At 70.3% G+C, this 10884-nt stretch carries 8 protein-coding genes; 6 read left to right on the top strand and 2 right to left on the bottom strand.

Annotated features, from left to right (window positions below):
- The first annotated feature begins 115 nt into the window (after nucleotides 1-115).
- From LRS14_RS11855 to LRS14_RS11830, 6 genes are all read left to right on the top strand, one after another.
- A complete protein-coding gene (locus tag LRS14_RS11855; RefSeq protein ID WP_046112876.1) occupies nucleotides 116-1132 on the top strand; it encodes a porin in 1017 nt (338 codons plus the stop codon).
- A gap of 167 nt (nucleotides 1133-1299) precedes the next feature.
- The gene (locus tag LRS14_RS11850; protein ID WP_046112875.1) at nucleotides 1300-2238 is read left to right on the top strand and encodes an ABC transporter permease; all 939 of its coding nucleotides are present in this window, start codon (nucleotides 1300-1302) and stop codon (nucleotides 2236-2238) included.
- Nucleotides 2235-3287: an ABC transporter permease gene (locus tag LRS14_RS11845; RefSeq protein WP_046112874.1), complete on the top strand. Its 1053-nt coding sequence runs from the start codon at nucleotides 2235-2237 to the stop codon at nucleotides 3285-3287. The genes LRS14_RS11850 and LRS14_RS11845 overlap by 4 nt, the downstream gene beginning before the upstream one ends.
- Nucleotides 3288-3290: 3 nt before the next feature.
- Nucleotides 3291-4982 carry an ABC transporter ATP-binding protein gene (locus LRS14_RS11840; protein ID WP_257799655.1) on the top strand — a complete coding sequence of 564 codons (1692 nt, stop codon included), beginning with the start codon at nucleotides 3291-3293 and terminating at the stop codon, nucleotides 4980-4982.
- Between the two features lie 159 nt (nucleotides 4983-5141).
- A complete protein-coding gene (locus LRS14_RS11835) occupies nucleotides 5142-5303 on the top strand; it encodes a hypothetical protein (protein WP_157039529.1) in 162 nt (53 codons plus the stop codon).
- Between the two features lie 109 nt (nucleotides 5304-5412).
- On the top strand, nucleotides 5413-6411 hold the full coding sequence (locus LRS14_RS11830; RefSeq protein WP_046112872.1) for a tripartite tricarboxylate transporter substrate binding protein: 999 nt from the start codon (nucleotides 5413-5415) through the stop codon (nucleotides 6409-6411).
- 63 nt (nucleotides 6412-6474) lie between these two features.
- On the opposite strand, the gene LRS14_RS11825 is transcribed toward LRS14_RS11830, so the two are convergent.
- Complete coding sequence (locus tag LRS14_RS11825; protein WP_257799654.1) at nucleotides 6475-7545, bottom strand: porin; 1071 nt, start codon at nucleotides 7543-7545, stop codon at nucleotides 6475-6477.
- Nucleotides 7546-7651: 106 nt separating this feature from the next.
- Complete coding sequence (locus LRS14_RS11820; RefSeq protein WP_257799653.1) at nucleotides 7652-10879, bottom strand: PAS domain S-box protein; 3228 nt, start codon at nucleotides 10877-10879, stop codon at nucleotides 7652-7654.
- Between the last annotated feature and the right edge of the window lie 5 nt (nucleotides 10880-10884).

Here is a 10884-nt window from a genome sequence, read left to right as displayed (position 1 = left end):
ATTGTTGCGATGCGGCAAATGGTCTGTTGAGTGCACACCGGGTCGTTCGCCGGGGCCATCCTGCCTATCGTTGCGTCCTGAGGTTTCCACCCTGGAACATCAAGAAGGAATCGCAATGAAGAAGACCCTGTTCGCTCTGGCCGCACTCGGCGCTTTCGCCGGCGCTGCTTCCGCCCAATCGTCCGTCCAGCTGTTCGGCGTGGTCGACCTGGCCGTCCGCCACATCAAGAACGGCGACATCGACCGCACCGACCTGGCCAGCAACGGCAATGCCACCAGCCGCCTGGGCGTGCGTGGCGTGGAAGACCTGGGCGGTGGCCTGAAGGCCGGCTTTTGGCTGGAAGCCGCCGTCAACCCCGACTCGGGCACGGCCGACAGCACCCGCTTCTGGGGCCGCCGCTCCACCGTCAGCCTGATCGGCAACTTCGGTGAAGTGCGCTTGGGCCGCGACAAGCTGCCGACGCAGCTGGCGTTCGAGGAATACGACGTCTTCGGTGCCACCGGCATCGGCGACATCAACACGACCTATGCGCTGCCCAACAGCGCCACCGTGGCGGCCAACAGCCGTGCGGACAACGCGGTGCAGTACTTCCTGCCGGGCAACCTGAACGGCGTGTATGGCTCGCTGGCCGTGGCGGCCGGTGAAGGCGTGGCCGGCGGCAAGTACGTCGGCGGCCGCCTGGGCTGGCGCTCGGGTGCCATCGACATCAGCGGCGCCTACGGCCAGGCCGAGGTGACCGACGACGAGGACTACAAGCGCTACGTCATCGGCGGCTCGTACGACTTCAACGTGGTGAAGGTTTCCGCCAACTTCCAGGAAACCAAGTTCACCAACCAGAAGGACCGCCACCTGACGGTGGGCGCCGCCGTGCCGGTGGGCGCGGGCTCGTTCAAGGCTTCGTACTCGAAGATCGACGGCCGCGGCGGCGCCATCGACGACCGCGATGCCGACCAGTTCGCCATCGGCTACGTGCACAACCTGTCCAAGCGCACCGCGGTGTACGGCACCTACGCGTACATCAAGAACGACGGCACCGCCAGCTACGTGGTGGCTGCCAACGGTGCCACCGCCGCCAGCATGCGCGGCGAGAAGTCGCAAGGCTTCGACATCGGCGTGCGCCACTCGTTCTAAGCCTGCCGCGGCGCGCCGGGGCCTGCCCTGGCGCGCCGCTTGCATTCCCTCTCCCCGGTTGAACAAGAGGTTTTCCGACCTCCTTCGGGCCCTGGCGATCGCATCGCCCGGGCCCATTTTTCGTGGCCCTACACTGCCGGCGTCCGACGTGCATGGAGTTGTGATCGATGACGGCCTACCTCGTTCGCCGCCTGTGGCAGATGGTCCCCACCCTGGCGGGCGTCGTGTTGCTGGTGTTCCTGCTCTTCAAGTTCTTCGGGGGTGATCCGGCGGAGATTCTCGGCGGGCTGAATGCAACGCCCGAGCAGGTGCAGGCCATCCGCGACCAGCTCGGCCTGAACGAGCCGTGGTGGGTGCAGCTGGGCATCTTCCTCAAGAGCATCGCCACCTTCGACTGGGGCAAGAGCTGGGCGACGAATGAATCCGTGGCCAATCTGTTCGCCACCCGGCTGCCCGCCACGCTCACGGTGATGGTGCCCATCCTGGTGCTGGACGTGCTGCTGGCGCTGCCCATCGCGATGTGGGTGGCCTACCGCCGCGGCTCGCTGACCGACCGCGTGATCATGGTGGCCACCACGGTGGCGCTGTCCATCTCGTTCCTGGTCTACATCATCGTCGGCCAGTACGTGTTCGGCTTCCAGCTGGGCTGGTTCCCGGTGCAGGGCTGGAGCGACAGCACGCTGACCAACCTGCTCACCTACGCGCCGCTGCCGGTGCTGCTGGCGGTGGCGGTGGGCCTGTCGCCGCAGACGCGGCTGTACCGCAGCTTCTTCCTCGACGAGCTGGGCCACGACTACGTGCGCACCGCGCGCGCCAAGGGCCTGCCCGAGCGCACGGTGCTGTTCAAGCATGTGCTGCGCAACGCGATGATTCCCATCCTCACCAACATCGGGCTGCAGCTGCCGGGCATCTTCGTCGGCTCCTTCCTGATCGAGGTGTTCTTCTCCATCCCCGGCCTGGGCCGCGAGGTGCTGCTGGCGGTCAACCGCAGCGACTACCCGGTGATCCAGGCGGTGACGGTGTACCTGGCCGCACTCACCATGGTCATCAACCTGGTGGTGGACCTGCTGTACAAGCTGGTCGATCCGCGGGTGGTGCTCAAGTGAGCGCGGTGCTGCACACCAGCGCCGCAGCCGTGGCGCCCGAGCGCTCCGAAGGCGTATGGCATGCCGCCTGGCGGCGCTTCAGGCGCGACCGCATCGGCATGGCCTCGGCCGTGGTGGTGATCGCCTTCCTGCTCGTCATCGCGCTGGCGGCGCTGGGCCTGGTGGCCGCCGACTGGCAGCGCGAGGTGGGCGTGCCCAATGCGCCACCCACGCTGCTGGGCCCGGCACCGGCCGAGCAGCAGGCCGCGCTGGAAGTGCCCAAGGGCCCCAACGTCGACCTCTCGGCCATCGACCCGCTGGCGCCCCGCTACCAGGAGTGGGAAGAGCGCGCCCGCCAGTTCAAGACGGAGGAGACGCCCAAGGCCGAGACGCTGCCGTTGGGCGGCGACCGGCTGGGCCGCGACGTGCTGGCCAAGGTGGTCAAGGGCACGGAGATCTCGGTGTTCGTCGGCGTGCTGGCGGCGGTGGTGGCGGCCCTGGTGGGCACGCTGCTGGGCGCGCTGGCCGGCTTCTTCGGCCGCAAGTTGGGCGACTTCATCGAGTGGGTCTACAACGTCTTCACGTCCATCCCCGACATCCTGCTGATCTTCGCGTTCGCGGCGGTGTTCGGCCGCGGCATCGGCACCGTGGTGCTGATCCTGGGGCTGACCGGCTGGACGGGCATCTACCGCCAGGTGCGGGCCGAGTTCATCAAGCACGGCAGCCGCGAATACGTGCGTGCGGCCGAGGCCATCGGCGCCTCCACCACTTCGCGCATGTTCCGCCACATCCTGCCCAACGTGAGCCACGTCATCCTGGTGCGCATGTCGCTGCTGGTGGTGGGTTTCATCAAGGCCGAGGTGATCCTCAGCTACCTGGGCCTGGGCGTGCCGGTGGACCAGGTGAGCTGGGGCACCATGCTGGCCGAGGCGCAGAGCGAGCTCATCCTCGGCCACTGGTGGCAGCTGGCCGCGGCCACGGTGTTCATGGCGGTGTTCGTCACCGCGTTCTCGTTGATGGCCGATGCGCTGCGCGATGCGCTCGACCCCAAGCTGCGCGGGCTGGAGTAAGCGATGACCCTGCTGAGCATCCAGGACCTGAAGGTGGCCTTCCGCATGGGCAAGGCCGGCGGCGTGCAGCAGCATGCGCAGGCGGTGGGCCGCGAAGGCGCCGGCATCAGCTTCGACGTGCCCGAGAACACCACCGTGGCGCTGGTGGGCGAATCGGGCTCGGGCAAGAGCGTGACGGCCATGTCCATCCTCAACCTGCTGCCCGACAACGCCGAGCGCCAGGGCCGCATCCTGTTCGATGGGCGCGACCTGCTGCAGGCCACGCGGGCCGAGCTGCTGGCGCTGCGCGGGCGCGAGATCGCCTGCGTGTTCCAGGACCCGATGAGCTCGCTGAACCCGGTGTTTACCGTCGGCGACCAGCTCTGCGAGCCGCTGCAGCAGCACCTGAAGCTGGGCCGCCGTGCCGCGACGGCGCGGGCCGAGGCCTTGCTGGCCGAGGTGGGCATGCCCGAGCCGAAGCGCCGGCTGGGCGCCTATCCACACGAGCTGTCGGGCGGCCAGCAGCAGCGGGTGATGATCGCGATGGCCCTGGCCTGCGAGCCGCGGCTGCTCATCGCCGACGAGCCCACCACTGCGCTCGACGTCACCATCCAGCGGCAGATCCTGGAGCTGCTGGCCCGGCTGAAGGACAAGCACCGCATGAGCCTGCTGTTCATCAGCCACGACCTGGGCGTGGTGGGCGAGATCGCCGACCAGGTGGTGGTGATGCGCCATGGCACGGTGCGCGAGCAGGGCCCGGTGGCCCGCATCTTCAGCGCCCCGCAGGACGCCTACACGCAAGCCCTGCTGGCCTGCCGCCCCAGCCTGACCGGCAATCCCGCGCGGTTGACGGTGATCGACGACCACATCGCCGGCCAGGCCACGCAGGCCCGGGCCCCCGCACGGCCCAAGGACGCCGCCGCGCCGGTGGTGCTGGAAGTGCGCTCGCTGGCCAAGAGCTTCTTCCTGCCGCAGGGCCTGTTCCGCAAGCGCGAGTTCAAGGCGGTGCAGGGCGTGAACTTCCAGCTGCGCCGCGGCCACACGCTGGGCGTGGTGGGCGAGTCCGGCTCCGGCAAGACGACGATGGGCCTGACGCTGCTGCGGCTGCACGAGCCCACCGCCGGCGAGGTGATCTTCGACGGCAGGAACCTGCTCACGCTGACCGACCGCGAGCGCCAGGCCATGCGCCGGCGCATCCAGATCGTGTTCCAGAACCCGTATGCCTCGCTGAACCCGCGCTTCACCATCGGCCAGACGCTGGTGGAGCCCATGACCATCCACGGCATCGGCGCCGACCTGGCCGAGCGCGAGCAGCGCGCCCGCGCCCTGCTGGGCAAGGTGGGCCTGGACGGCAGCGCCTTCGGCAAGTACCCGCACGAATTCAGCGGCGGCCAGCGCCAGCGCATCGCCATCGCGCGCTGCCTGACGCTGCAGCCCGAGGTGCTGGTGCTGGACGAGGCGGTGAGCGCGCTGGACGTCAGCGTGCAGGCCCAGGTGCTCAACCTGCTGAAGGACCTGCAGGACGAATTCGGCCTGGCCTATGTGTTCATCAGCCACGACCTGGCGGTGGTGCGCTTCATCAGCGACGAGGTGCTGGTGATGAAGGACGGCCTGGTGGTGGAGCAGGCCAGCGCCGCGCAGATCCTGGCCGCACCGCAGCAGGCCTACACCCAGCGCCTGCTGGCGGCGGTGCCGCGCGGCTGGCAGCCGGCCTGACACTTCGTGGCCCGCCGGGCCGCGGCTGACAGGAAACGTCGCAGGGCGGCAGGCACTGATGACACATTCCGTCACCTGCGGCGGCGTTCCGTGATGCTTTGCACGCCCGTGCGGCATGGCACGGATGCTGCCCTGGCTGGGGCACAGGAGTCCATCGCCATGTCCGTGCCGTCGTCCTTCCGCCCCACCTCTTCCGGCGTGCCCGTGGTGCCCAGCGGCGCCCCGGCGGCCGCGGCGCGCGGACCGGTGCAGCCCATGCAGCCGCGCGTGCTGCAGTCGGCGCGGGCACCGGGGCAGCTGTCCTTCGTGTTCCGGCGCTGAGTCGCGCGGCCGGCCTGTGCCCGGCCCACCGTGATATCCCCGGCAGGCGCGCCATGGCGCTGCTGCACACTCAGGTCCTTCTCGCAGTACCTGAGGTAGACAAGGGATCATGAGCATCACCCGCCGCACCTGGCTGGCCGCATGGGCCGCCGCACCGCTGGCCGCCGCGCCATTCGCCTCGCTGGCCCAGGCCGCCTGGCCGAGCAAGCCCGTCCGCATCGTCGTGCCGTTCGCGGCCGGCGGCACCACCGACATCCTCGCCCGCGCGCTGGCGCCCGAACTGCAGAAGGTCTTCGGCCAGCCCTTCGTGGTCGACAACAAGCCCGGCGCCGGCGGCAACATCGGCGCGGCCGAGGTGGCCAAGTCCGCGCCCGACGGCCACACGCTGCTGATGGGCACCGTGGGCACCCACGGCATCAACCAGTCGCTGTACCCCAAGCTGCCGTACGACCCGATCAAGGACTTCGCGCCGGTGACGCTGGTGGCCGCGGTGCCCAACGTGCTGGTGATCAACCCGGCCAAGGCCGAGCAGTACGGCATCCGCAACGTGGCGGACCTGATCAAGTACGCCAAGGCCAACCCGGGCAAGCTGAACATGGCCAGTTCGGGCAACGGCACCTCCATCCACCTGGCGGGCGAGCTGTTCAAGGCCAACACCGGCAGCTACATGGTGCACTTCCCGTACCGCGGCTCCGGCCCGGCGCTGATCGACCTGATCGGCGGCAACATGGATCTGATGTTCGACAACCTGCCGTCGTCGATGCAGCAGATCAAGGCCGGCAAGCTGAAGGCGCTGGCGGTGACCAGCGCGGTGCGCTCGCAGGCGCTGCCCGAGGTGCCCACCATCGCCGAGGCGGGCCCGGTCAAGGGCTACGAGGCCAGCAGCTGGTTCGGCCTGCTCGCGCCGGCCGGCACGCCGGCCGACGTGGTCAACCGCATCCAGCAGGAAACCGCCAAGGCCATGGCCGGCGCGGCGCTGAAGGAGCGGCTGCTGTCGCAGGGCGCGATTCCCAGCGGCAACACGCCGGCCGAGTTCGCCAAGCTCATCGAGGCCGAGACGGCCAAGTGGGCGCAGGTGGTGAAGGTGTCCGGCGCCAAGGTGGACTGAGGCGGAGGCCGGACCCGGCTGCGGGGAGGAACCGCAGCCGGGAGGCCGACGGACCGATCGCCGTCAGAACTTGTGGCGCAGGCCCACCGTGTAGGTGTGGCCGGTGTCGAAGCCGGTGAGCTTGTCCGTCATCACCAGCAGGTAGGCATCGGTGCGCTTGGAGAAGCTGTGGTCGTAGGCCACGGTGAGCGTCTTGCTCGTGTAGTCGGCCAGGCCGGCTTCGCGCTTCGATTCACCGTAGGACGCCAGCACCGCACCCACCGCGCCCACCGGCACCGAGGCACCCACCTGCGCATTGCGGGTCTTCACCTCGGTGGTGGCGTCGGTGGTGATCTCGCCATACTGCAGGAACAGCTTGGCCATCGCCAGGCTGTAGGAAGCGCCCAGCTGCCAGGCGGTCTGCTTGTCGAAGCCGGGGAAGTTGAGCAGGCTGTTGCCGCCCGGGCCGTTGGCCTCCACATGCTGGTAGGCCACGGTGGCCGCGAGGGGCCCGCCGGTATAGAGCAGGTTGCCGCCGTAGTTCGGGCCGCGGTTGACACCGCCTTCGCCGGCCGACACGGCCACGTTGGCGCTGAAGCCGCCGAACTTCGGCGTGCCGTAGAACACCGCATTGCTCCAGCCGGAATCGCCGATCAGCGGCGTCTGGAAGATGCGGTTGCCCGCGCCCTTGTTATTGCTGTACCACTGGCGGATGGCCGGCGAATAGCCGAAGGAATCGCCGAACGGATTGAACAGCAGCGTGGACACGAACAGCGGCGTGCCGGCACGGCCCGCACGCAGGGAGCCGAAGGCACCGGCCACGCCCACGTTGGCGGCGCGAGCCCAGAACACGTCGGGGCCGAAGCGGCCCGACGTGCCGCTGTCGGCAAGGAAGAAGCTCTCCAGCGCGAAGGTGGCCTTGAGGCCGCCGCCCAGGTCCTCGGTGCCGGCGAAGCCGATGTAGCTGGTGGCCATGCGGCCGCTTTCCACGCGCTTGAGCTTGGCTTCACCGGCGTTCTGGAACTGGCCTGCTGACATGTCCACCAGGCCATAGATGGACACCGAGGACTGTGCATGGACGGCACTGCCGGCCAGGCCCGCGAACAAGGCGCACAGCAGCGCGTGGGGCAAGCGGGCGTGAGGGAACAACTGCATGATCGAACCGACTCCAGGCGGCAAAGGGGGGTGATCGAGACCGCGGGTCATGCGCAATTCGCATGCCCGGCGGGCTGCACCACTTTGGGCGCCGGATGCACCGGCCCTACAGGCCGCCCAGGTTCATCACCTCGGCCAGCGCCGCATGCAGCCGCGCGGGATCGATGGGCTTGGTGAGGAAGTCGTTCATGCCGGCGGCCAGCGCCTGTTCGCGCTCGGACACCAGGGCCGCCGCGGTCAGCGCCAGGATGGGCAGCGCCCGTGCGTCGAACTGCTGGCGCAGCAGCCGCGTGGCCTCATGGCCGCTCATCACCGGCATCTGCACATCCATCAGCACCGCGTCGAACAGGCGGCCCGAGGCGGCCGCGCGGCGCACGGCTTCCACCGCCGCACGACCGTCCACGGCCTGCTCCACCTCCACGCCCCAGCGCTCCAGCAGCGCCACGCCGATCATCATGTTGACCGGGTTGTCCTCCACCATCAGCACGCGGCGGCCGGCCAGCGGGCTGCTGGCATCCAGCGGTCCGAAGGCCGAGGGCGTGCCGTCGTCCTCGCTGGAAGGCAGCGGCAACTCCACCCAGAAGCAGCTGCCGCGGCCCGGCCCGCTGTTGACGCCCACCTCGCCGTCCATCAGCGAGGCCAGCTGCCGGCAGATGGACAGGCCCAGCCCGGTGCCGCCATAGCGCCGGGTGGTGGATTCGTCGCCCTGGGTGAAGGGCTGGAACAGCCGGGCCTGCGTGGCGGCGTCGATGCCGGGGCCGGTGTCGATGACCTCGATGCGCAGCCGGGTCTCGCTGCCCAGCGGATCGGGCGAGCCGCTGCGCGGCCGGCGCGCCGGCCGCGCGCGCAGGGTCACGCCGCCGCTGGCGGTGAACTTCAGCGCATTGCTCATGAAGTTGCCGACGATCTGCCGCACCCGCACCGGGTCGCCCAGCACGCGGCGCGGCAGTTGCTCGTCCACCTGCATCTGCAGGTGCAGGCCGCGCGCCTCGGCCGGGCCGATGCTGCCGCGGTGCAGGTTGGCCAGCAGCGCATGCAGGTCGAAGGGCACCGTCTCCAGCCGCAGCTTGCCGGCCTCCACCTTCGACAGGTCGAGGATGTCGGAGATGATGGCCGACAGCTGCTTGGCGCTGTCGACGATCTGCTCCAGGTACTGGCCGCGGCGGCCTTCGTCCAGGTCGGGCTGGCGCGCCAGCCGGGCCAGGCCCACCAGCGCATTGAGCGGCGTGCGGATCTCGTGGCTGGTGTTGGCCAGGAAGGCGCTCTTGGCCTGGCTGGCGGCCTCCGCCTCGTCGCGGGCCTTGGCCAGCGCCTGTTCCACGCCGCGGCGCTCGGTCACGTCGTCGGCGATCCAGATGGTGCTGCCGCCGCTGGGATGGTCGGGGTCCACCGCGCGGGCCAGCAGGCGGCACAGGAAGGTGCTGCCGTCGTAGCGGCGCATCGGCGCCTCGTACTCCACCTGCTCGCCGCGCGCCAGCCGGGGGCCGATGGCGCGGCTCATCGTGGCATAGGCCTCGTCGTCGGGCCACACCGCGCGGCCGGCATGGCCGGGCAGGGTGCCGCGCGGCCAGCCGAACATCTGCTCGAAGCGCGGGTTGGCCAACTGGAAGATGCGGGCGCGGGTGAGCGCGATGCCGATGGAGGCGTTCTCCAGGATGGCCTCGCGCTCCAGCCGCGAGCGCTCGGCCACCGTCACGTCGCGCGCATTCAGCACCAGGTACTGGCGGCCGTCCATCTCGAAGCGGGCGGCCGACACCACCATGTCCAGCCGCTGGCCGTCCTTGGTGCGGAAGTGCGTGGCCAGGTCGCGCACCACCGGCGCATGCTCCAGCGCCTGCACGATGTGGGCGCGGTCCTGGGGCGAGGCCCAGATGCCCAGCTCCGCCGCGCTGCGGCCGATGACCTCGTCCATCGCATAGCCGCTCAGCCGCACGAAGGTGTCGTTCACCATCACATAGCGCTGGCTGGCCATCTCGGTCAGCGTGATGACGTCAGGGCTGGTGGCCACCAGGTGCGACAGCAGCGCCTCGGAGCGGCGCACCGCTTCCTCGGCGCTGCGGCGCTCGGTGTCGTCCATGAAGCTGGTGAGCATGGCCGGCTGGCCATCGGCTTCCACCGCCACGCCGGACACCCTCACCGTGCGCTGGCGGCCGTCCAGCGTGGTGAGGCTGAATTCGGCCGGCACCAGGTCCGGGCTGCCGGCGGCGGCCTGGTCCGAGGCCGGCTTGAGCGCGGCGAACACGTCCTGCCCCAGCATCGAAGCCAGGTCGCGGTAGCCGAACAGCGCGGCCGCCGCGGGGTTGGCGTCGAGCACCCGGCCCTGGCGGTGCAGCAGCAGCGGCGAGGGCAGGCGGCTGAACAGCTCCTGGTAGCGCACCTCGGTGGCCACCAGCGCCGCGCGGGCCCGCATGTCCAGGGTGACGTCGCGCGACACGCCCCAGTAGCCGACAAACACGCCGCGGCGGTCGAAGCGGGGCTCGCCGCTCAGCACCTCATGGCGGATGCTGCCGTCGGGCTGCAGCTCGCGCACATGCACCTCGCGGAACGGGCGCCGCGCCTGCAGGTCGGCGCGCAGCGCGTCCAGCACCTCGTCGTCGAACAGGCGGCCGGGCAGCTCCCAGGGCGCGACCTGCGGCGGCGGCACCTCGGGCTCGAAGCGGTGGTCGCCGGCGCGGATGGACAGGTGCACGATGCGGAAGGCCGTGTCCAGCTCCCAGTAGGCATCGGCGGCGATGCCCAGCAGCCCGACGAAGCGCTGCTCCCGCTCGGCGCTGGCGCCCACGTGGTGGCGCAGCACCCGCGCCAGCAGCGCGCCGCAGGCCAGGCCGGCGGCCAGCAGCAACCACTGGTTGAGCAGCCGGCGCAGCAGCGGGATGTCGGCCACGGCGGTGGCGCCCAGGATCCACTGCCGGTGCTCGGCCAGCGCCAGCACCGCCAGCGACAGCGCGCCTCCGGCGGCCACCAGCGTGCCGCGCCGCACCGTGGAGATGGCGCAGGCGGTGCAGGTGAGCAGGCTGTAGAAGCCGATGGCCGCGCTGTTCAGGCCCCATTCGAAGCTGAGGCTGGTGAGCGTGATGAGCGCGATCGTGCCCAGGGCCACCGGCATCACCGCGAGGTCGATCACCGGGCCGCGATGGCGCTGCAGCAGCGCACCGGCCAGGGCCAGCAGCAGGAAGCCGCCGCCCAGCAGGCCGCGCTGCGTCAGCGGGCCGGGCTGGGCCAGCAGCAGCAGGGCGGCTGCCGCCAGCGATGCCACGCCCACCGTGCCGTAGAAGTAGCGCGCCACGAGCGCGCGCACCGACGGCAGCGGGTCGGCCAGTGGTGACGGTTTCACCGGGC

It is taken from the genome of Aquincola sp. J276, from assembly GCF_024700035.1.
Classification (GTDB): domain Bacteria; phylum Pseudomonadota; class Gammaproteobacteria; order Burkholderiales; family Burkholderiaceae_C; genus Aquincola; species Aquincola tertiaricarbonis.
This window is presented reverse-complemented; position numbering and strand designations above follow the sequence as displayed.

Excerpts from the sequence above, each read along its gene's own strand:
- LRS14_RS11855 (WP_046112876.1), top strand. The coding sequence starts at position 116 with ATGAAGAAGACCCTGTTCGCTCTGGCCGCACTCGGCGCTTTCGCCGGC.
- LRS14_RS11850 (WP_046112875.1), top strand. The coding sequence starts at position 1,300 with ATGACGGCCTACCTCGTTCGCCGCCTGTGGCAGATGGTCCCCACCCTG.
- LRS14_RS11840 (WP_257799655.1), top strand. The coding sequence starts at position 3,291 with ATGACCCTGCTGAGCATCCAGGACCTGAAGGTGGCCTTCCGCATGGGC.
- LRS14_RS11835 (WP_157039529.1), top strand. The coding sequence starts at position 5,142 with ATGTCCGTGCCGTCGTCCTTCCGCCCCACCTCTTCCGGCGTGCCCGTG.
- LRS14_RS11830 (WP_046112872.1), top strand. The coding sequence starts at position 5,413 with ATGAGCATCACCCGCCGCACCTGGCTGGCCGCATGGGCCGCCGCACCG.
- LRS14_RS11825 (WP_257799654.1), bottom strand. The coding sequence starts at position 7,545 with ATGCAGTTGTTCCCTCACGCCCGCTTGCCCCACGCGCTGCTGTGCGCC.